The organism is Kitasatospora sp. NPDC056076 (assembly GCF_042266305.1).
Lineage (GTDB): Bacteria > Actinomycetota > Actinomycetes > Streptomycetales > Streptomycetaceae > Kitasatospora.
In genome coordinates, this window is record NZ_JBHJWG010000020.1 from 20,639 (window position 1) to 38,713 (window position 18,075).

The 18,075-nt window shown below is 74.5% G+C and carries 22 protein-coding genes; 15 read left to right on the forward strand and 7 right to left on the reverse strand.

Annotated features, from left to right (window positions below):
* The 3 genes from ACFC1T_RS18585 to ACFC1T_RS18595 all read left to right on the forward strand — a co-directional run.
* On the forward strand, nt 1-128 hold a 128-nt coding region (locus ACFC1T_RS18585; protein ID WP_375890056.1), incomplete at its 5' end, for a DUF397 domain-containing protein.
* 60 nt (nt 129-188) lie between these two features.
* Nucleotides 189-413 (forward strand): DUF397 domain-containing protein, encoded by a 225-nt coding sequence (locus tag ACFC1T_RS18590; protein ID WP_375889872.1) that lies wholly within the window; start codon nt 189-191, stop codon nt 411-413.
* A 104-nt stretch (nt 414-517) separates the two neighbouring features.
* Complete coding sequence (locus tag ACFC1T_RS18595; protein WP_375889875.1) at nt 518-2,497, forward strand: protein kinase; 1,980 nt, start codon at nt 518-520, stop codon at nt 2,495-2,497.
* 61 nt (nt 2,498-2,558) lie between these two features.
* Here ACFC1T_RS18595 and ACFC1T_RS18600 read toward each other — a convergent pair whose 3' ends face one another.
* Entirely contained in the window at nt 2,559-2,783 is a 225-nt protein-coding gene (locus tag ACFC1T_RS18600) for a hypothetical protein (RefSeq protein ID WP_375889877.1), read from the reverse strand.
* A gap of 77 nt (nt 2,784-2,860) precedes the next feature.
* Nucleotides 2,861-3,067 (reverse strand): cold-shock protein, encoded by a 207-nt coding sequence (locus ACFC1T_RS18605; protein WP_375889879.1) that lies wholly within the window; start codon nt 3,065-3,067, stop codon nt 2,861-2,863.
* Nucleotides 3,068-3,625: 558 nt separating this feature from the next.
* Between ACFC1T_RS18605 and ACFC1T_RS18610 the strand changes: the two genes are divergently transcribed.
* Entirely contained in the window at nt 3,626-4,345 is a 720-nt protein-coding gene (locus ACFC1T_RS18610) for a class I SAM-dependent methyltransferase (protein WP_375889882.1), read from the forward strand.
* Nucleotides 4,346-4,385: 40 nt separating this feature from the next.
* Here ACFC1T_RS18610 and ACFC1T_RS18615 read toward each other — a convergent pair whose 3' ends face one another.
* The 4 genes from ACFC1T_RS18615 to ACFC1T_RS18630 form a co-directional block, all read right to left on the reverse strand.
* Nucleotides 4,386-5,438, reverse strand: coding sequence for a WD40 repeat domain-containing protein (locus ACFC1T_RS18615; protein ID WP_375889885.1), 1,053 nt, complete (start codon nt 5,436-5,438; stop codon nt 4,386-4,388).
* Nucleotides 5,439-5,480: 42 nt separating this feature from the next.
* The gene (locus ACFC1T_RS18620) at nt 5,481-6,980 is read right to left on the reverse strand and encodes a PQQ-binding-like beta-propeller repeat protein (protein ID WP_375889888.1); all 1,500 of its coding nucleotides are present in this window, start codon (nt 6,978-6,980) and stop codon (nt 5,481-5,483) included.
* Nucleotides 6,981-7,180: 200 nt separating this feature from the next.
* Nucleotides 7,181-7,819: a DUF6215 domain-containing protein gene (locus ACFC1T_RS18625; RefSeq protein ID WP_375889890.1), complete on the reverse strand. Its 639-nt coding sequence runs from the start codon at nt 7,817-7,819 to the stop codon at nt 7,181-7,183.
* 213 nt (nt 7,820-8,032) lie between these two features.
* Nucleotides 8,033-8,404 carry a hypothetical protein gene (locus ACFC1T_RS18630; RefSeq protein WP_375889892.1) on the reverse strand — a complete coding sequence of 124 codons (372 nt, stop codon included), beginning with the start codon at nt 8,402-8,404 and terminating at the stop codon, nt 8,033-8,035.
* A gap of 144 nt (nt 8,405-8,548) precedes the next feature.
* On the opposite strand from ACFC1T_RS18630, the gene ACFC1T_RS18635 reads away from it, so the two are divergent.
* From ACFC1T_RS18635 to ACFC1T_RS18655, 5 genes are all read left to right on the forward strand, one after another.
* Nucleotides 8,549-8,866 (forward strand): ArsR/SmtB family transcription factor, encoded by a 318-nt coding sequence (locus tag ACFC1T_RS18635; RefSeq protein ID WP_375889894.1) that lies wholly within the window; start codon nt 8,549-8,551, stop codon nt 8,864-8,866.
* Nucleotides 8,867-8,957: 91 nt separating this feature from the next.
* Nucleotides 8,958-10,412, forward strand: coding sequence for a protein kinase (locus tag ACFC1T_RS18640; RefSeq protein ID WP_375889896.1), 1,455 nt, complete (start codon nt 8,958-8,960; stop codon nt 10,410-10,412).
* A 221-nt stretch (nt 10,413-10,633) separates the two neighbouring features.
* Nucleotides 10,634-11,323: an alpha/beta hydrolase gene (locus ACFC1T_RS18645; RefSeq protein ID WP_375889898.1), complete on the forward strand. Its 690-nt coding sequence runs from the start codon at nt 10,634-10,636 to the stop codon at nt 11,321-11,323.
* 188 nt (nt 11,324-11,511) lie between these two features.
* Complete coding sequence (locus ACFC1T_RS18650; RefSeq protein WP_375889899.1) at nt 11,512-12,159, forward strand: hypothetical protein; 648 nt, start codon at nt 11,512-11,514, stop codon at nt 12,157-12,159.
* Nucleotides 12,160-12,337: 178 nt separating this feature from the next.
* Complete coding sequence (locus ACFC1T_RS18655) at nt 12,338-13,549, forward strand: serine hydrolase domain-containing protein (RefSeq protein ID WP_375889901.1); 1,212 nt, start codon at nt 12,338-12,340, stop codon at nt 13,547-13,549.
* 41 nt (nt 13,550-13,590) lie between these two features.
* On the opposite strand, the gene ACFC1T_RS18660 is transcribed toward ACFC1T_RS18655, so the two are convergent.
* The gene (locus ACFC1T_RS18660) at nt 13,591-14,514 is read right to left on the reverse strand and encodes a helix-turn-helix domain-containing protein (RefSeq protein WP_375889903.1); all 924 of its coding nucleotides are present in this window, start codon (nt 14,512-14,514) and stop codon (nt 13,591-13,593) included.
* Between the two features lie 79 nt (nt 14,515-14,593).
* Between ACFC1T_RS18660 and ACFC1T_RS18665 the strand changes: the two genes are divergently transcribed.
* From ACFC1T_RS18665 to ACFC1T_RS18690, 6 genes are all read left to right on the forward strand, one after another.
* Nucleotides 14,594-15,463, forward strand: a complete 870-nt coding sequence (locus tag ACFC1T_RS18665) for an alpha/beta fold hydrolase (RefSeq protein ID WP_375889905.1) — start codon at nt 14,594-14,596, stop codon at nt 15,461-15,463.
* A gap of 99 nt (nt 15,464-15,562) precedes the next feature.
* Nucleotides 15,563-15,919 (forward strand): DUF6204 family protein, encoded by a 357-nt coding sequence (locus ACFC1T_RS18670; RefSeq protein WP_375889906.1) that lies wholly within the window; start codon nt 15,563-15,565, stop codon nt 15,917-15,919.
* A 72-nt stretch (nt 15,920-15,991) separates the two neighbouring features.
* Nucleotides 15,992-16,513 (forward strand): MarR family winged helix-turn-helix transcriptional regulator, encoded by a 522-nt coding sequence (locus tag ACFC1T_RS18675; RefSeq protein ID WP_375889908.1) that lies wholly within the window; start codon nt 15,992-15,994, stop codon nt 16,511-16,513.
* An 87-nt stretch (nt 16,514-16,600) separates the two neighbouring features.
* Nucleotides 16,601-16,732, forward strand: coding sequence for a hypothetical protein (locus ACFC1T_RS18680; protein ID WP_375889910.1), 132 nt, complete (start codon nt 16,601-16,603; stop codon nt 16,730-16,732).
* A complete protein-coding gene (locus ACFC1T_RS18685; RefSeq protein ID WP_375889912.1) occupies nt 16,729-17,061 on the forward strand; it encodes a sulfurtransferase TusA family protein in 333 nt (110 codons plus the stop codon). The genes ACFC1T_RS18680 and ACFC1T_RS18685 overlap by 4 nt, the downstream gene beginning before the upstream one ends.
* Nucleotides 17,062-17,129: 68 nt before the next feature.
* Nucleotides 17,130-18,056 (forward strand): polysaccharide deacetylase family protein, encoded by a 927-nt coding sequence (locus ACFC1T_RS18690; RefSeq protein ID WP_375889913.1) that lies wholly within the window; start codon nt 17,130-17,132, stop codon nt 18,054-18,056.
* Nucleotides 18,057-18,075 lie beyond the last annotated feature (19 nt).

The following is an 18,075-nucleotide window of genomic DNA, read 5'->3' on the forward strand; positions in this document are numbered from 1 at the left end:
TCGACAACGGCGACGTCTGGCTCGGCGACGACAAGAACCCCGACCGCCCGCACCTCGCCTTCGACCAGGCCGAGTGGACCGCCTTCGTCCAGGCCGTCGAAGCCCGCGACCCCCGCTTCACCGCCTAACTGCATTCCCAGCCCGGCCCGGTCGGCAACGGGCCGGGCCGCTGCCCAACGGGAGGTCTCATGCACGACCCCTATGCCCACGATCCCGCTGACGCCGAGTGGGCCAAGTCGCCCTTCTCCGCTGATGACAACGGCGACTGCGTGATCATCGCCCGGTTCGACAACGGCGACGTCTGGCTCGGCGACGACAAGAACCCCGACCGCCCGCACCTCGCCTTCGACCAGGCCGAGTGGACCGCCTTCGTCCAGGCCATCGAAGCCCGCGACCCCCGCTTCACCGCCTAACTGCATTCCCAGCCCGGCCCGTTCACCAACGGGCCGGGCAGGGGCGTGGGCCGACTCCCCCGTGCGGCTCGCCCGTCGATCAGGCATTGCCTACAGTGACCCGCATGTCTATCGGGGTGGGATACGTGGTCAGCGGCCGGTACCGGCTCGACCGGTTGATCGGGCGGGGCGGGATGGGCCGGGTGTGGGGTGGCCACGATGCCAACCTCGACCGGGTCGTCGCGCTCAAGGAGCTGATGCTCCCGGACGACCTCCTCCCTGAGGAGCGCCGCGAGTTGGTGGAGCGGGCGATGCGCGAGGCGCGCGTCGCGGCCCGGTTGCGGCACGACGGGGTGATCACCGTCCACGACGTCATCACCGACGGCGGCGTCCCGTGGATCGTCATGGAGCTGGTCCGCGGCTCCTCCCTCGGTGAGGAGGTCCGCGAACGCGGGGCCATGGACTGGCGCCGGGTCGCGGAACTCGGCGCCGCCATGGCCGACGCACTCGCCCACGCGCACGCCGCCGGCGTCGTGCACCGCGACTTGAAGCCGGAGAACGTCCTGCTCGCCGGCAACCGCGCCGTCATCGCCGACTTCGGGATCGCCCGGCTCCTGGACGCCACCACCCAACTCACCCGCACCGGTGTTGCGATCGGCACCCCGCACTACATGTCGCCCGAGCAACTGGAGGGCGTCGAGGCCGCGCCCGCCAGCGACATGTGGTCGCTGGGCGCGACGCTGTACACGATCGTCGAGGGCCGCCGCCCGTTCGACGCGACGACGCTGACGGCGCTGTACGTCTCGATCCTCACCCAGCAGCCCGCGCCGTTCAGGAACGCCGGGCCACTGGCCGATCTGCTCGGGGCGCTGCTGAGCAAGGACCCGGCGCTGCGCCCGGACGCGCTCGCGACGGCCGACTCGCTGCGCCGCAGCCTCCGGAGCCCGCTGCCGGGCTACACCCCGACCGTGGTCGTACCGACGAGGGTCGACCACGTCCCGAGCCCGAACCCGAACCTGATTCCGTCTTCGCCTCCGCTTCCGCTTCCGCCTCCGCCGAACCACCCGCCGGTCCAGGGCCCGACCTCGTTGGCGGCCCTGCGGCCGCTGTTCACCTGCACGCCCGAACAGGTCGTCGAGCAGGCGTGGTTGCAGCCGGTCCGCGCGCAGGGCTCGCCCGCACTGGCGGTGTGCCTGCGCGGGCAGGCACTGGGGCGGCTCTGGTCGTCGGTGGAGGTCCACGGCTTGATGAGGCTGTCGCCGGCCCTCCCGGTGCCCGGGCTGTTCGGCCCGGACGAAGGGGTGGTGCTGGCGGACGGGCCGGACACCACGGCCCTGACCGTCCTGCAACGGATGCCGGACACGTCCTCCCACGGGCCCCGGCAGGTCCTCGTCGAGGCCGATCTGCGGGGGCAGGCACCCGTCCTCGGCCGACCACTGGACGCACCGGACGAGTCGCAGCCGTACACCACCGGCGCCGCCTTCCCGCACCAGGGCGTACGGGCGATCGCCCTGGCCGGGCCGGGCGTACCACCCTTCGCCCTGACGGGACCGAACCGTCGCCTGCGCTTCGCGGGCGGCGCGCACCCCCGGCAGCTGCTGTCCGCCGCCGAGGGCATCGTGATCGGCTGGGGCGACGGCACGGGCCGGGCCCCGGCCGGTGCCGTCGCCTGGGACGGGTCGAACGGCCGGGTCCTGCACGCCTTCGGTGGCAGCCCGGTGGTGACCGGCCTCGCCCTCAGCACCTCGGGCACGCTGGCCTGCGTGTCCGGCCCGGACGCCGTCGCCGTCCACGAGACGGCCACCGGCACGGAACTCGGCCGCCTGCCGATCGCAACGGCCGGGGGCGAACAGTCCGGGGAACTGGCCCTGGTGTACGACTTCCTCCGGCGGGTCGTCGTGGTTCACGTCCTCGACGGCGCCATCCGGGTCTGGGATCTGAACCGACGCCAGGTCGTCGCCGAACTGCCCGGGCTCGGCGAACGGGCCGTCGCCGCACGGGTGGTGACGTTCGGCGTCAAGCCCGCTCTGGTGGTCGCCACACCACGACGGGTCGGTGTGCTGAACCTTCCCGGCCCGAGGTTCAGCACCACGAAACGGCCGTGAGCGCGAGAAGGCGGCGCGAGAAAGGCGGTGTCCGCTGCCCCGCACCGACTCCGGTGTGACCTCACCCCGGGGGTGACCAGTCCTGGTTCGCGCAGGTCAGCCACCGATCGGCGGCCGCGCGTGCCTGGTCCGCCTGTTCCGGGGTCACGACGCCCTCGGCGTCCGGCGCCCGGTCGAGGAGGTCCCGGACCATCCTCATCTGGTCCGCGCTGACGGCCCAGCGCAGCCAGGTCGAGGAGCCGTCCTCGTGCCAGTCCATGATGTTCAGGGTGTGCCGAACGCTCATCATGTCCTCCCGCGTGTCGGCCCGGGCGGGCCCGGGCTCGCCTGGCTCCGGCCCCAGGGCGGGCCCGGGCCGACCCGTCACCCTGCGAGGCGGACGCGTTCGGCCTGCGGTCCCTTCTGGCCCTGGGTGATGTCGAACTCGACCCTCTGGCCTTCCACCAGTTCACGGAAGCCCTGGCTGTCGATGTTCGAGTAGTGCACGAACACGTCCGGACCACCGCCGTCCTGCTCGATGAATCCGAAGCCCTTCTCGGCGTTGAACCACTTGACTGTCCCAGTAGCCATAACCCCTCCTGGGAGAACGAGGCTGCGCTTCGCCAGGTCGGACGAAGCCGGTGCCGGAAGACTCGCCGACAAGAACCGACGTGGACACTCATTCGGCAAAGAGCGGCTACCCGGTTCCACCGTAGATCCCGCACCCAAGCCTGTCCTGCGGAGAGCCCGGAGGCCGGCCCGCACCGAGACACCGCACACGCCCGCCCCCCGACGGACGGCACCGCCGCCCGGCCCCGCGCTCCGCCCTGCGGAACAAGGGGGCCCGCAGAGTCCCCGCCCCCGCGGACCTCTCCCGCACGACACGGCCCCCCGCCCCAGGCCCTGCCGCGCTGCCGTACACCCAACTACCATCCCGGCCCGGCTCGTTCACCGCTGAGGCGGTTGAGGCCCGTCTTGCCCGTTCGAGCATCGTGATCGAGGGGGCACCGCAGACTGCGGCCCCTGCCACCCCGGCAACGACTCCCACTGACCGGCCGGTTGCGGTGGCCTCGGCCGAGCCGAGGCCACCGCAACGCGTACGGGTGAGTTTCACCGAAGCCTCTTCGCCCGGACACGCCGGGAACCAGGATGGCGCGGGTGAAGACCACCACCCCCGCCCGAGCAGCGGCGCGGGACCTCTGGCACCACTACGGCCGCAGCCGCACCCGCGCCGACCGGACCGTCCCCGACTCCTTCTCCTGGGTCTGGGCCCAGGACGGCGGTCCGGGGACCGAGGTCCTCGGCGACCTCAGCGGCCTCGTCATGGCCGATCTCGGTGCGGGTGCCGCCCGACACGCCGCCCACCTTGCCACTCACCACGCCCCGGCCCGGGTCGACGCCGTGGACGGCTCCCCCGCCCAACACGCGATGTCCCGCGACCTCTACAGCGACCTCGCGCCACGCCTGCGCACACTCCACGCCGACGTGGTCGAGCACCTGGACGCGCACCCGGGCGCGTACGACGTCCTCTACTCGGTCTTCGGAGCCTTCGACTTCACCGACCCCCGCCGACTGCTCCCGGCCGCTGCCCGCGCCCTGCGTCCCGGTGGGCTGTTCGCCGCCTCCACCCTGGGGCACTACATCGGCGGAGCACCCGCCGAACCGGACGTACGGCACGCCGACATCCCGGCCCGCGACGCGGACGGCCTTCCGGCCTCGATGCGTCGCTGGGTCCTCCAGGAGCACGTCTGGACGAAGCTGCTGGAGGAGGCCGACTTCACGGCGATCAGCATCGCCCGGTTCCCCCCGACGACTTCGGGCGCACGTGCGGCCGACACCTTGCTCATCCAGGCCTATCGGCCGCGGTGAGGAACGCCCGGCCCGGCCCGTTCACCAACGGGCCGGGCCGCTACGACTCACCCACCTGGCCGCCCGGGGCCAGGTCCCACACGCGCAGCATCCCGTCCTGGCTGCCGGCGATCACGTGGGGACGGCCGTCCAGCACCGCGGTCGCCATCGCCCGCACCTTGTCGGCATGGCCGACCACCGGGTCGCCGACGCGCCTGACCGTCGTCGGATCCCACACCTGGAGCGTCCAGTCCTCGCCTCCGCTGACAATGCGGGGGCGGCCTCCGATCGTCGTCGTGACCACCGACAGCACCCAGCCGTCGTGGCCGGTCAGCGGCTCGCCGATCTGCTCGCACGCGGTCAGGTCCCACACCCGCACCGTCCCGTCGTGACCACCGGAGACCGCCACGGGGCGGCCGTCGACCACTCCCGTCGCCACCGCCCGCACCCCCTCCTCATGGCCGGTCAGCGGCTCGCCGATCTGCTCGCACATCGTCAGGTCCCACACCCGCACGGTGTCGTCGTAGCTGCCGGTGACCGCGACGGGGCGGCCGTCGAGCAGCGCCGTCGCCACCGAGAACACGGCCGAGGTGTGGCCGGTGAGCGGCTCGCCGATCTGTTCGCAGGTGGTCAGGTCCCAGACCCGCACCGTCTCGTCCCCGCCGCTGGTGACCGCGACGGGGCGGCCGCCGACCACCGCCGTCGCCATGGCCGCCACCGCGGCCGCGTGGCCGGTGAGCGGTTCGCCGACCTGCTCGCACGTGGTCAGGTCCCAGACCCGCGCGGTCCGGTCGGAGCTGCCGGTGACCGCCACGGGGCGGCCGTCGACCACCGCCGTCGCCACCGAGCACACCTCGCCGGTGTGGGCGGCGAGGGGTGGGCAGATCTGCCGGCCGGTGGCCAGGTCCCAGACCCGCGCGGTCCGGTCGCAACTGCCGGTGACCGCCAGGGGACGGCCGTCGACCACCGCCGTCGCCACCGCCAGCAGCGGTTCGGTGTGGCCGGTCGCGATACGCCGCACGGAGCGGTCGGGCGGGGAGCCGGTGGCCCGCTCGACGCCCCACGGTGCGGCGGATCCAGCACCCGGGCGGATGTTCCGCAGATCATCAGACATGACCGGCACAGTAGCCGCGCCCTCGGGTCGCGTCCGGCCCTCTCAGCCCATGCCGCGGACCGGCGGCTCGTCCCTGGTGCCGTCCTCGGCGACGACCGTGAACTCCTCCCGACCGGCCGCCGAGAGGTCCACCGGGTAGAGCGAGGAGGTGTCGTTGACGTCCAGTTCGCGGCTCTGCCGGCCGGTCGCCGCGTCGATCCGGGCCAGCCGGTCGCGGGTCATCGCCCACACCGACGTCCCGTCGACCAGCACGCCCGTCACCTGGTCGTCCAGGCCCGCCGTCCACTGCTTGGTGCCGTCCGCGAGGGAGTACGCGACCAGCCGCCCGGTGGCGGTGCGGCTCGGGTGCGGGCCGCCGCTGATGCTGACGTCGCCCTGCCGCTCCCCCGGCACGATGAACAGGTCCCCGACCACCACCGCGCCGAGCAGCGGCCGGGCGGTGAACTCGTCGAAGGCGTGGACGCCGCCCAGCATCACGTCGAGGTCGTACTCGCCGCCGGAGACCGCGATCGACGCCCGCTGGCGACCCGTCCGGTCGAAGCTGAACACCGCGTGGGTGCCGCGCTCGGCCTGGGCGTCGACCCAGACCACGAGCGGGTCGACGGAGACCACCATGAAGTTCTTGAGCCCGCCCTCGGCCGGCATGGCAGCCCGCGTCCGCCCCTGCCCGTCCCCGGACGCCAGGGTGTGCACGACCGCCGTCCCGTCACCGCACTCCGCGGCCGTCACCACGTCCTGGTCCGCGCCCGCGACCTCGACCGGGGTGCACCCGGTGTCGGGCGCGCTGCGCCACAGCTCCCGGCCGTCGGTCAGCCGGACGGCGCGCCAGCCGTCGGTGCCCTGCAGCACGGCCTGGGCGCCCGCGACCGCGACGAGGTCGGAGTCCGCGGTGTCGCCGTCCCGGGCGGGTGCGTTCACGGTGGCGGTCCAGCCCTGCTTGCCGTCCGCGAGGTCCAGCGAGGTGACCGCCGCGCAGGGCTTGCCGTGCGGGGAGTGCCCGACCAGGCCGATGCCGCCCGCGCCGATCCCCCGGCTCATCGTGCACACGGAGTCGGAGCCGGGCGGCGTCCACTGCCAGGCGACCGCTCCCCCGCTGCTGCGGTAGGCGACCACCTGGTCGGGGCGGACCCGCACCACCAGGCTGCCGCTGGTCCAGCTGCCGACCGCGCGGACCGTGGACGGGCGGTCCGCCGGGGCCCGCCAGGCGTCGTTGAGGCCGTCCCCGGCGAAGCCGAGGAAGATCGCCAGCCCCAGCACGGCGCCGACCGCCGCCGCGGGCAGCCCGCGCCTGGGGTGGATCAGCGCCCAGACGAAGCCGGCGCCGCAGGGCAGCAGGCCGAGGATGCTGACGGCGCCCAGGTAGCCCAGGCTGTCGCCGCCGAACCCGTTCGCGGGGCCGAACAGCACGGCCAGGCCCATGCTCGCGAACATGGCCCCCAGCACACCGCCGGTCAGTACCGCCCCGGTCTCCCGGTGCTCGGCGAACCTGGCTGCCCACCTCGTCCTTGCCCGGACGACGCTGTCCTCGGGCCGCTCGGCCATGCCCGTCTCTCCCCTGCGAAGCGCCGCCCCCGCAGTGGGACGTCGATCATCGGATCGTCGCAGAACGGGGCAAGATCCTGAACAAAGAGCAGGGAAAACCACGTCCTTCCCTGCACATGGGAGGCCCTGACCGGCGCGATCGTGACGAATCGCGCCCCACCGCCCCACCAGCCGCCCACACCTGCGGCGCTTACGACCGGTCAGCCCGCCGCCCAGCCCGGGAGGCCCGGCAGCACCGCCTCGGCGAGGCGGTAGAGGGCGGCGTCGTCGATCGGCAGCGAGTCCTTGCGCCAGGCACTCACCTCGAAGCTGCCGCCCGTCCCGTCCGGGTTCTTCGCGACGGCGAGCGCGTGGGCGGGGGCGCCGGTGCCCGCGGTGGACTTGCCGCCGCCGAGGGCGAAGGAGAACGTCATCGTGGGGGTGCGGTAGAACATCGCCTTGTGCCCGAGGACGGGTGCGCGCGGGTCCGCCGGCGGGTACAGCCGGGCGTACTCGTCCACGTCGACGTCCGCGCTGTCGGCGAGCTGGACGTAGAGCTCGCCGAACTGCACCTCCGCCGCACCGTAGGCGTCCTTGTCCAGGGCCGACCCGCCGCTCAGCGTCATCCCGGCCTGCGCCACCAGCACCCGCTCCTTCGGCACGCCCATCAGCACCGGCAGGTCGGGGCGGTTGAGCGCGGCGCACAGCGCCGGGTACCTGGCCGAGTCCGTCGGCTTCGCCGGACTGCACTTCGCCGGCGTGTTGCTCGGCCCGAAGCCCCGGCCGTCCCCGGTCAGGTACCAGAGGCCGGCGAACAGCGCCCCCACCAGGACGACCGCGAGGGCGACCTGCACGCCCACCCGCGGCGCCCGGCCGTCGGCTCCGGGGCCGGGGCCGGGTTCTGCCTCCGCCGCAGGCCCTGCCTCAGACCCTGCCTCCGGCCCGGGTTCCGCCTCCGGCTCCGGCCCGGTGGTGCCGGCCTCCACGATTCCCCCACGATCACCAGTCACCGGCGGACCCTACCCCCGGAAACGCCCGTCCGCACCGGCAATTTCCCCGGCCCCGACGTCGCGTCAGTCCGCGAAGACGGGCCGGTCCTTCACGAACTCGACGTACTCGAACACCGCTCCGCCCGGGTGCCGGACGGTCGCGTTGCGGCCGGTCGGCACCTCGTTGGGGCCGTCCAGCAGTTCGCCCCCCAGGGTGGCCAGCAGCGGCCCGAGGCCGTCCAGGTCGTCGACCAGCAGCGTGCTCTGCACCCTGTGGAAGCGCGCCACCGCCTCCTCCGGGCCCGCGACGACCAGCAGCCCGCCGATCCGCGCGACCTCCACCCCGGCGTACGGGAAGCGCAACCCCTCGCGCTCGCCGGTGAGTTCGCGCAGCGTGGGCAGGGCCGCCTCCAGGTCGTCCACGTAGACCCGGGCCAGCGTCTCCAGCACCTTCATCGTCCCAACCTCCGGAGGATCCACTCGACCACCAAGATCAGTTCGGCTTTCCCGAACTGTCGAACTGAGATACTAGACAGCGCGCCGCCCCACCGCCAGGGCCGGCCGGCGCCACCGAGGAACCCGAGGAACCCGAGGACCCAGATGCGGACCCTGCCCCAGCCCCACCCCGAGGACTTCGACCTCGCCACCGTCCTGCACGCCCTCGGCGACCCGGTCCGGCTCGAACTCGTCCGCCGCCTCGCCGAGGAGGGCGAGACCACCTGCAGCCCCGAGGGGCTCACCGTCCCCAAGTCGACCCTCTCCAACCACTGGCGGATCCTGCGCGAGGCCGGCCTGGTCACCGTCCGCACCAGTGGCAAGGCCCGCCTGGTCACACTCCGCCGCGACGCGCTCGACGCCCGCCTCCCCGGCCTGCTCGGCGCCGTCCTGGACGAGCTGACGCCCGCCCGCGCCGGGTGACGAACGCCCTTGCCCCCGGGGTAGGTTGAAGCGAACCGGGGCACGGGCGCCGGAGCGGGGCACGGGCGCCGGAGCGCGGAAGGGGCGGGGGATGCAGCCGGGCGAGGTACTCGACGGGCGGTACGAACTGGTCGAGCAGATCGGCGAGGGCGCCTTCGGCGCGGTCTGGAAGGCCCGCGACGCGCGCATCCGACGCCTCGTCGCCGTCAAGGTGCTGCTCCCCGGTGCCACCGGTGGTGCCAGCTCCGGAAAGGACGCCGCCCGGTTCGCCCGGGAGGTGGCCACCGCCGGCGCGCTCAACCACCCGTCCATCGTCACCGTGCACGACTTCGGGCAGCACCGCACCGCCGACCGCCCGGTGTTCTTCCTGGTCATGGAGCTGCTCGACGGCGCCCCGCTCAGCCGCCACCTGGCCGCCGGGCCGCCACCGCTGCCCCTGCCCCTCGACTGGGCGGCCCAGATCGCCGGGGCACTGGCCACCGCGCACCGGGCCGGGGTCGTCCACCGGGACGTCAAACCGGCCAACGTGATGGTCCAGTCCGCCGGTGCGGTCAAGGTGGTCGACTTCGGCATCGCCCGCACCGGCACCGCCGACGACGGCGTCACCAGCACCAACGTGATCGTCGGCACCCCCGCCTACATGGCCCCCGAGCGCTTCGAGAACCGCCCCCTCGACGCCCGCTCCGACCTCTACGCCTTCGGCTGCCTGCTGCACGAACTCCTCACCGGCCGCCCGCCGTTCAGCGGCACCCTGTACGAGCTGATCCGGATGCACGGCGAGGTCCCGCCGACCGCCCCCGGTGCCCTGCGGCCCGGACTGCCGGCCGAACTCGACGCCCTGGTGCTGGACCTGCTCGCCAAGGACCCGGCCCACCGACCGGCCGAGGCCGACGGCGTCGCCGAACGCCTGCGCCGGATCGCCGAACCGCCGCGGACCGCCGGGCACCGGCCCACCCTCCTGGACGCCCGCACCGCCGAACCGGACCCGTACGTCCTGGCCCGGCGCCAGGAGGCGGACGCCCTGCTCGACCGCGCCCGCACGGAAGTCGCCCGGCTCCGCGAGCAGTTCGAGGCCGAGGCCGCCTTCCTCCGCCGCCAGGCCGAGCAGGACATGGCCGAGATCCGGACCCTCACCGAATCCGCGGCGCAGCAGATCATCGCCGACGCCCGGGCCCGCGGCGAGCAGCTCGAACGCGAATCCGCCGCCCGGGCCGCGGCCGGCCTCCAGCAGCTCGGCGGGACCGAGCAGCGCGGCGGGACCGAGCAGCGCGACGACCTGCTGAGCCGCCAGGCCGACAAGCTCCGCGGCGACGCCGAGCAGCTTCGGCACAGCGTGGACAACGCCCGACGGCAGGCCTCGGACTTCCTGGCCGACGCGGCGGCCAAGGTCGGGCTCGGCCCGGCCCCGGAGCCCCGGCAGCAGCCGATCGCCCCGCCCGCACAGCAGCGGCGGCGGCTCCCGAGCGTGCAGGAGCTGCTCGGGAACCGCTCCCGGGCGGCCGGGCGGAACGGGTCGGGGGCGGACCGCGAGCGGCCCGGCGAGTAGACCAACTCCCGCTTCCACCAAACGAGTCGGTCAAGGGCCGAGCCTGACCCGCCGTCGGCGCCGCCCCTCGCCGTCCTGCCCGTACCCGGGTGAGCGGCTGGACCCCGCGGGCGCTCCTCACGCACCGCGACCCGCCGCCGGAACCGTAGAATCCGGCTGTCCCCTCCAGACACCACCACCCCCGACCGTCACCCCCCGACCGTCCACCAGGAAGGACCGGCGTGTTCCGAGCGCAGCGCCCGCACACCGCACAGCTCACCCCGTGGGAGGGCGACGGACCGGTCTCCGGCGTCGCCCTGCTGCTGCCCGGCGGGTTCCTCCGGAGCAAGCGCGGACCACTGCGGATCGCCGAACTCGGCCTCCAGGGTCTCGCCACCGAACTCACCGACCGCGGCCGTCCGCACGGGTTGGCCGTGCACCTGCTGCACTACCGCTACAGCGGCTGGAACGGCGCCGACGCCGACACCGCGGTCGACACCCGCTGGGCGCTCGACGAACTCGACCGCCGCTACCCGGGTGTGCCGGTGCTGCTCATCGGCAACTCGCTCGGCGGGCGGGCCGCGTTCTGGTGCGCGGGGCACCCGAACGTCGTCGGGGTGGCCGGGCTCGCCCCCTGGCTGCCCACCGGCGACCGGGTCGACCAGCTCGCCGGGCGGCGGGTGCTGATCGTGCACGGCACCGCCGACCACAGCGCGGCCAACGCCGCCCAGTCCCTGGAGTACGCGCTGCGCGCCCGGGAGGTCGCGCCCGACCTCGCGCGGTACGAGGTGCCCGGCGGGAGCCACTACCTGGTCCGGCAGAGCGCCGACATCAATGCGCTGATCACGGACTTCACCCTGACCGTACTGGGCGCCGAGGCCGCGCCGCTGGCGACGGGTGCGGTCTGCACCCGGCTGCCGGCCCGGGCGTAGCCGGGGGCGGGCTCCCAGGCCGTCCGGCGTCCGGCGTCCGGCCTGGCCCTGCCGATCGGCAGGGCCGGATGCCGAACCCGGTGGATCGGTTATGCCGATCGGCACATGTGGGGAGAGGGTCCCGGCGGCCAGTCTTGGAGTCACCGAGACGGCGGCCACCGGGGCCGCCGGAGAAGGGGGTCTCCACCGTGTTCCGCTTCGCCCGTACCTTCCGCAAGGTCTCCGCCCGGGCCACCCTCGCGGGGCTCGCCCTCGTGGCGCTCACCGCACCGGCCCCGGCGGGTGCGACCCCCTCCACCGCCCCTTCCGCCGCCCCTTCCACCGACCCCACCGCCACCCTCACCACCCGGGTCAGCGGATCCGGCCGGATCCACTACGCCCCCCGCCCGGACGACGAGATCCGCTTCACGGTCGACGCCGTGGCCGCCCCCGGCAGCCGCCCCCTCCCCGGCATCCCGCACGGTCTGCCCACCGACGCCCGGGGCACCGTCCACTTCTCCCACCGCGTGGTCGAGACCGGCGAGGTCCACCAGGCCGACGCCGCGGTCGACTGCCTCGCCACCGGCGGCCCCGTCGCCACCCTGACGGCCGTGATCACCAAGTCCGACGCCATGCCGGTTGGGCAGCGAATAGGCCTGAGCATCTACGACGCCCCCGGCCACGGGCGGGACCGCCTCGGTTTCTCCTGGGGCGTGGGCAACGTGGACGTGGACAAGGACGGCAAGCCCTACCAGCCCGTCGTGGGCACCTGCATGGCGCTGGCCCCCTTCGCCCCCGTCACCAGCGGCGGCTTCACGGTCCACTCCGTCGAACTGCCCACCCCGTCCGGCCCCTGACCCGGCCCGAAGCAGCTGCCGCGCCGGTGGCCGCTGTCCTGGGCGGCCGTCTGCACCGGCGCGTACCGGACCCGACCGCACGCCCCCGAGGCGAAAGGAACTGACCGACCGTCACCCCGCGTCCCCCTCCAAGGCTGCCACCGCAGAACCCACCCGCCCCACCAGCCCCGGAGCACCCATGCCCATCGCCCAGCGCACCGCCCTCGCCCTCGCCGTCGGCGGCCTGCTCCTCGCCGCCACGCCAACGGCCGCCCTGGCCGACGACACCGCGCCCCGGGGCGGCCCCGACCGAGCCGCCCTCAACGCCGCCATAGCCACCCGACCAGGGGATCCCACCGCGGGTGCGCTCGCCCGGGTGACGGTCGACGGTCGGACCTGGCGCGGCACGGCCGACGACCGAGTGAGCGGGCAGCCGGTCGCCCCGAACGCCGCCTTCCGGATCGGCAGCATCAACAAGACCTTCGTCGCCGCCGTGGTGCTCCAGCTCGCCGCCGAGCAGCGGATCGACCTAGACGGCACCGTCCAGCAGTACCTGCCCGGGGTGCTGCCCGACGGGGCGAACGGCAGCCCGGTCTACCCGGCGGTCACCGTCCGCCAACTCCTCGACCACACCAGCGGGCTGCCACAGGCCGTGGAGGGCCCGGCCGGAGTCAAGGACGGCGACAACGACGGCCTGATCGCCCAGCGCTTCGGGGTCGAGACCTTCGACGAGGTCGTCCAGCGCACCCTGCGGCCCACCGACCGGCCCTGGCCCGTACCGTCCTCGCCGGGCGCCGAGCAGGAGTACAACAACTTCAACTACCGCCTGGCCGGCCTGCTCATCGAACGCGTGACGGGCCACCCGCTCCAGCAGGAGGTGACCACCCGCATCCTCGAACCCCTCCACCTGCGGCACACCGAACTGACCGGGGGCGCGCCGCAGATGCCCGAACCACACCTGGCCGGATACCTCGACAGCAACGCCGGCGTCCCGACGGACGTCTCCGAGCAGGGCGGCAACTCCGAATCGATGGTCTCCACCCCGGCCGACCTGGACCGCTTCCTGCGCGCCCTGTTCGACGGCGAGCTCCTGCCCCCGCAGCAACGGCACGACCTGTTCGCCCTGCCGCACGACGCCTCCGGGCATCTGCTGCCCTACCACGGCACCGGGGACTGCCAGTTGGGGCCGGACAAGGGCAAGGCCTGCTACAGCGCCGGGCTGCTGTCCCTCCCACTGTCGGACGGCACCGTGGTCTGGGGAAAGACCGGGCACGATCTCGGCTACTCCGGAGGCGTGTTCGCCACCGCGGACCTGCGCAAGCGCCTGGTCTACTCCGTCGGCTCCAGCGGTGGCACGCCGCCCCAGGCCCTGCGCCTGGCCGCCACCGTCTTCGGCCCCTTCGCCCGCTGACCTTCATCAACGCGACCTTCATCAACGCTTCCCCCACCGGCTCAACGCCCGGCCGCGGCCTCGCGCCAGCGGCCGGGCGACTCCCCGGCGAGCCGCCGGAAGAAGGCGGCGAAGTTGGCGGCGTCGTCGAAGCCGACCCGCTCCGCGCACCGGGCCAGCGGCAGGTCCGTGTGCGCCAACAGCCGCTCGGCCTCCAGCAGGATGCGCTCGTCCAGGAAGCGCTTCGCCCCGAGCCCACTGGCCGCACGGCTCGCCCGGGTCAAGGTCCGCACGGTGTAGCCGAGTTCGCGGGCGTAGTCGGCGACGTGGTGCCGCCGGGCGAAGCCCTCCTCGACCGCCGCACGGTACCGCCGGAAGACCTCCCGGTCGCCGGCCGCCGCCGACGGCCGCAGCGCCTCGGGCGGGCCCGCCCGGAGCAGCAGCGCCGCCAGCAGGTGCCCGAGCAACGCCCTGGAGAAGGGCTCCTCCCGGGCCACCGCCGCCGCGTGCTCCTGCGCCAGGTGCTCGACCCCGGCCAGCACCAACCCCCAGTCCTCCTGGTCCACCTGCCAGCAGGACGCCCCGAACGCGGCAACCCCGGCAGCCCCGGCCACCCCAGCTGCCCCAGCCACCCCAGCTGCCTCGGCTACCCCGACCGCTCCCGCCAGGACCTCCGGCTCGAACAGCACCAGCGGCCCGTCCACCCCGTCGACCTCCGCCCACCGGTGCACCACACCCGGGCGGATCCAGACCACGCTCCGCTCCCCCAGCGGGTGGTCGACGAAGTCCGCCACCTGCCGGCCACGGCCCGACCGCACCAGCGCCAGCACATGGAAGTCCGGCCGCTGCGGCCGCTCCCGGCGCCGGGCCCGGTCCATCCGGCGCAGTCGCTCGAAGCTCAGCACCTCCACCCCGAACCCCGCCGACCCGGCCTCCGGGCTGTACCGCACCTGCCGGATCCCGGGCACGTGTCCGCTTTCCACCATCACCGTGCACCTTTCGACCGGGCCTCAGGCCCACTCCTGACCGTAGCCTCCAAGGAGTACCCCTCCCGAGGAGACCACCATGCTGCCGGAATCCACCATCCGCCCCGCCCCTGCCTCTGCCCTTCCCCACACCCCCGTCCCTATCCCCGTCCCCGTCCCCGTCGACGGCGGCACCCTCCAGGCCCAGCGCCAGGGGCGGGGCGGCCCCACCCTGGTCCTCGCCCACTACTGGGGCGGCTCGGCCCGCACCTGGGACGCGTTCGTCGGCCACCTGCCGCCCGAGCGCAGCACCGTGCGCTACGACCAGCGCGGCTGGGGCCGGTCCCGCGCGCTGCCCGGCCCGTACCACCTGGAACAGCTCGCCGAGGACCTCCTCGCCGTCACCCGTCGGCTCGACCTGGAGCACTTCGTCCTGGTCGGCCACTCCATGGGCGGCAAGGTGTGCCAACTCGCCGCCGCGCGGCGGCCGGAGGGCCTGGCCGGGCTCGTCCTGGTCGCCCCCGCCCCACCGCGGCCGGCCCCCACCGCCACCCTCGACCACCGGCAGGCGCTCGCCCGCGCCTACGACTCGCCGCAGTCCGCGGGCCACGCCCTCGACCACGTCCTGACCGCCGCCCCGCTGCCACCGGAGGTCCGCGCCGTCGCCGTCCAGGACAGCCTGGCCGCCGACGTCCCGGCCCGCGAGGAGTGGCCGCTGCACGGCCTCGCCACCGACATCAGCGCCGCCAGTGCCCGGATCCGGGTACCCACCTTGGTCCTGACGGGCCGACACGACCGGGTCGAGCCGGCGGACCTGCTCCGCACCCATCTGCTCCCCCACCTCCCGCCCGCCCGCCTCACGGTCGTCCCGGACGCCGGCCACCTGCTCCCGCTGGAAGCGCCCGCCGCCCTCGCCGACGCCGTCGAGACCTTCACGGCAGGCCTCCCCACCCCGGCCGACCACCGGTGACCCGACCCGTCCCCGACCCGTCCCCGACCCTCCCGCCCCTCCCCCTCGACCGCGAAATCGCATTGGCGGTCCGCCACCTCCACTGCCTATCGTCGGGGCATGACCACCCGAACCTTCCGCATCATGGTGCGCGGCGTCTTCGACGGGCTCAGCGACGAGCAGCGCGCCGAGCTCCTCGCCGCCGCCCCCGAGCACGACGTGCTGCACGCCGCCTTCACCCGCGAGGGCCACCTCAGCTACGACCTCGCCGCACGCACCGCCTTCACCTTCCGCTTCCTGGACGAGGGCGAGGCCGAGGAGGACATCCTGGAGGCCACCGAGCGGGCCGAACAGGTCGCGCAGTCCTGGCTGACGGACCGCGGCTACGGCTACAAGAACCTCCGCTCCCAGGCCGAGGACCTCTCCCAGGCACCACTGGGCAAGCGCCAACGCCGAGCCGCCAACACCACCGGCTGACCGACCCCCTCCCCCTGCCACCTCCTTGACGGCTCCGCCCGTGCATATACTTGAGCAGTCAAGGAGGTGGCAATGACAAACCCCACGAGCCCCCGCCCCAGCACCAACCCCGTCCCGAGCCCCGACACCACCCCCCGCCCCGACCCGCTCGACACCGCACTACGCCTGGTCCGCGCCCAGACCGCCGTGGTCAAGCGCTTCGACGCGAGCCTCAGCGGCCTGCACGGCGTGAGCCTGTCCGACTTCACCCTGCTGCTGCACCTCGCCCAGGCCCCCGGCGGCCGGATGCGCCGGGTCGACCTCGCCGAGGCCCTCGGCCTCACCGCCTCCGGCGTCACCCGCGGCCTCGCCCCGCTGGAGCGGATCGGCCTGGTGACCCGCGAGGCCGCCGCCCGCGACGCCCGCGTCGCGTACGCCGCCCTCACCCCGACCGGTCGCGAGCGGCTCGCCGAGATGCTGTACACCGCCCGCCAGGTCGCCACCGAGCACTTCGCCGCCGACCAGTGGAGCGGCGAGGACCTCACCCAGCTCTCCGCCCTGCTCACCCGCCTCGGCGGCACCGCCCCCGAACACCGCCACATCCCGAAGCCCTAGGCTGGACCCGAAACACCGGCACCACGGCCACCAACAGCACCACCAGACCTACCCGCACCACGCCTCACCTCCGCGAAGGGCACCACCATGACCCGCACTCCCGGCCCGCTGCCCGGCGCGGCGCCGCGCCGGGAGCCCGCCCTCGCCGAGGTCCACGCCTTCGAGGAGGGCGACCTGCCCCGCCGCCTCCGGCGCATGACCCAGGAGACCCCCCGATGACCACCCCCGACGACGCTGTCCGCCCCGCCGCCGACGGTACGGCCCCCGAGCTCACCGTCGACGGCACCGGCCTGCTCTGCGTCCAACTCCTGCTCCGCCTGCGCAAGCAGATCGCCCACCTCCCGGCCGGGGCCGTGGTCCACATCCTGACGACCGATCCGGCCGCCCCGCTCGACCTGCCCGCCTGGTGCCACCTGACCGGCCATGAGTACCTAGGCCCGGTCCCCTCCCCGGCACCGGACCACGACGTGTACGCCCTGCGCCTCACCTCCGCCCCCGTCCAGACCCGCCCCGGCCGCCCGTGGCACCCCACCCCCACGACAGACTGAGCCCGACCGAGCCCGACCGAGCGGAAATCCCCGCGCGCCGGCCGCCCCTCCCGGTGAAGACTGCCCCCATGCCCACCGCAGTCACCGCCCCGGACGGTCCGCGCGCCAACCAGCTCCTCGGCCATCCTCCCGAGGCCCGCCTCCTGCTGCTCAACTGCGACGACCTCGGCCTGGACGAGTCCGTCAACCTCGCCGTGGTCGAGGCGGTCCGCCAGGGCATCGCCGCCTCCGCCAGCCTGATGACCCCCTGTCACGCCGCCCCGCACGCGCTCCGCCTCCTGCGCCGCCACCCGGAGATCCCCTTCGGCGTCCACCTCACCCTGGTCTGCGAGGCACCGCACCTGCGCTGGGGCCCGCTCACCGCCCGCGACCGGGTGCCCTCCCTCCTCGCGCCGGACGGCGGGTTCCACGCCCCCACTCCGGCGGGCCGGGCCGCGCTCACCGCGAACGCCCGGATCGACGACGTGGAGCGCGAGTTCCGCGCCCAGATCGACGCCGTCGGGGCGAGCGGCCTCAGCCCGACCCACCTGGACTTCCACTGCCTGGCCGACGGCGGCCGCGAGGACGTCCTCGACCTCGCCCTCGCCCTGGGCGCCGAGTACGGCCTGGCGGTGCGGGTCTGGCTGCCGCCCGCCCTGGACCGGCTGCGCGAGCGCGGGCTGCCGGTGGTCGACCACGGCTTCCTCGACAGCTTCGCCGTACCGCTGGAGGACAAGCCCGCCCACTACGCCCGCCTGCTCGCGGCCCTCCCGCCGGGCCTGACCGAGTGGGCCGTCCACCCGGGCCTCGCCACCGGCCCCGACGACGGCCGGCCCGTCCGCCGCAGTGACTACGAGTTCCTGGTCTCCCCCGAGGCCCGCCGCCTGCTCGCCGAGCACGCGATCACCGTGCTCGGCTACGACGCCCTCCAGCAGGCCTGGCGGACCGCCCGCGAGCGGCCCACGCCAGGCGCCCTCGTCGGACCGGTGTGCCACGATGAGGAGAACGTAACGTAACGGCCCGGCTCCACAGGGA

What these genes read in the sequence shown, in the direction of transcription:
- ACFC1T_RS18665 (WP_375889905.1), top strand. Translation starts at nt 14,594, where the DNA reads ATGCTGCCGGAATCCACCATCCGCCCCGCCCCTGCCTCTGCCCTTCCC.
- ACFC1T_RS18670 (WP_375889906.1), top strand. Translation starts at nt 15,563, where the DNA reads ATGACCACCCGAACCTTCCGCATCATGGTGCGCGGCGTCTTCGACGGG.
- ACFC1T_RS18595 (WP_375889875.1), top strand. Translation starts at nt 518, where the DNA reads ATGTCTATCGGGGTGGGATACGTGGTCAGCGGCCGGTACCGGCTCGAC.
- ACFC1T_RS18690 (WP_375889913.1), top strand. Translation starts at nt 17,130, where the DNA reads ATGCCCACCGCAGTCACCGCCCCGGACGGTCCGCGCGCCAACCAGCTC.
- ACFC1T_RS18610 (WP_375889882.1), top strand. Translation starts at nt 3,626, where the DNA reads ATGGCGCGGGTGAAGACCACCACCCCCGCCCGAGCAGCGGCGCGGGAC.
- ACFC1T_RS18680 (WP_375889910.1), top strand. Translation starts at nt 16,601, where the DNA reads ATGACCCGCACTCCCGGCCCGCTGCCCGGCGCGGCGCCGCGCCGGGAG.
- ACFC1T_RS18655 (WP_375889901.1), top strand. Translation starts at nt 12,338, where the DNA reads ATGCCCATCGCCCAGCGCACCGCCCTCGCCCTCGCCGTCGGCGGCCTG.
- ACFC1T_RS18615 (WP_375889885.1), bottom strand. Translation starts at nt 5,438, where the DNA reads ATGTCTGATGATCTGCGGAACATCCGCCCGGGTGCTGGATCCGCCGCA.
- ACFC1T_RS18675 (WP_375889908.1), top strand. Translation starts at nt 15,992, where the DNA reads ATGACAAACCCCACGAGCCCCCGCCCCAGCACCAACCCCGTCCCGAGC.
- ACFC1T_RS18620 (WP_375889888.1), bottom strand. Translation starts at nt 6,980, where the DNA reads ATGGCCGAGCGGCCCGAGGACAGCGTCGTCCGGGCAAGGACGAGGTGG.
- ACFC1T_RS18685 (WP_375889912.1), top strand. Translation starts at nt 16,729, where the DNA reads ATGACCACCCCCGACGACGCTGTCCGCCCCGCCGCCGACGGTACGGCC.
- ACFC1T_RS18660 (WP_375889903.1), bottom strand. Translation starts at nt 14,514, where the DNA reads ATGGTGGAAAGCGGACACGTGCCCGGGATCCGGCAGGTGCGGTACAGC.
- ACFC1T_RS18600 (WP_375889877.1), bottom strand. Translation starts at nt 2,783, where the DNA reads ATGAGCGTTCGGCACACCCTGAACATCATGGACTGGCACGAGGACGGC.
- ACFC1T_RS18590 (WP_375889872.1), top strand. Translation starts at nt 189, where the DNA reads ATGCACGACCCCTATGCCCACGATCCCGCTGACGCCGAGTGGGCCAAG.
- ACFC1T_RS18605 (WP_375889879.1), bottom strand. Translation starts at nt 3,067, where the DNA reads ATGGCTACTGGGACAGTCAAGTGGTTCAACGCCGAGAAGGGCTTCGGA.
- ACFC1T_RS18630 (WP_375889892.1), bottom strand. Translation starts at nt 8,404, where the DNA reads ATGAAGGTGCTGGAGACGCTGGCCCGGGTCTACGTGGACGACCTGGAG.
- ACFC1T_RS18635 (WP_375889894.1), top strand. Translation starts at nt 8,549, where the DNA reads ATGCGGACCCTGCCCCAGCCCCACCCCGAGGACTTCGACCTCGCCACC.
- ACFC1T_RS18640 (WP_375889896.1), top strand. Translation starts at nt 8,958, where the DNA reads ATGCAGCCGGGCGAGGTACTCGACGGGCGGTACGAACTGGTCGAGCAG.